This is a genomic window from Acinetobacter lactucae, from assembly GCF_013344765.1.
In the GTDB taxonomy this organism is placed as follows: Bacteria; Pseudomonadota; Gammaproteobacteria; order Pseudomonadales; family Moraxellaceae; genus Acinetobacter; species Acinetobacter lactucae_A.
The window spans coordinates 1-620 of record NZ_JABVBF010000397.1; the positions used below are offsets into that span (position 1 = coordinate 1).

The following is a 620-nucleotide window of genomic DNA, read 5'->3' on the forward strand; positions in this document are numbered from 1 at the left end:
GGTTGAATAGTGTGAGTTTCTTGTCGAGATCCTCAAGAACAGGCTAAAATATATCCAGAAAAATAAATCAAATTTAAAACAAGGAGTGTGCTAGTCATGAAATCCATTACTGAATGGTTTGATGAATATAGTGAAAGTCATCAAAACCCAACAAATAAACAGATTCACTGGCTTTGCGTTCCTGCTATTTTATTTTCTATTATTGGAATCATTGCCCATTTCAGCACCTTGCTCACTGCTCTACTACTTGTACTCACTTTAGTATTTTATGCCCGTTTAGATCTTGTACTTGCTGTTGCTATGGCTGCTTTACTTGTTGTTATGGCATGGCTCATTTACACCCTGCCTGTGGGAGTCGGTTTTTATATCGCTATTTTTGTGATTGCTTGGGTTGGACAGTTTTACGGACACAAAGTAGAAGGCAAAAAACCATCATTCTTTAAAGATTTACAATTTCTACTGATTGGACCAGTTTGGTGTATGGATGCTTATCTCGGAAAAATCTTACCTAAATGGAAAAGCAGACAAAAACATGCTCTTGCTTAAAGATTAAGCTAAAGCTGAATCCTCTCGATTCAGCTTTTTTATATCTTAGTAATTTATTAGAAAATTTATAAAAT

The 620-nt window shown here is 35.0% G+C and carries 1 protein-coding gene; it reads left to right on the forward strand.

The genetic code is table 11. The features are described from left to right. Nucleotides 1–96 precede the first annotated feature (96 nt). Nucleotides 97–546, forward strand: a complete 450-nt coding sequence (locus tag HUN22_RS17540; RefSeq protein ID WP_174732048.1) for a DUF962 domain-containing protein — start codon at nucleotides 97–99, stop codon at nucleotides 544–546. Nucleotides 547–620 lie beyond the last annotated feature (74 nt).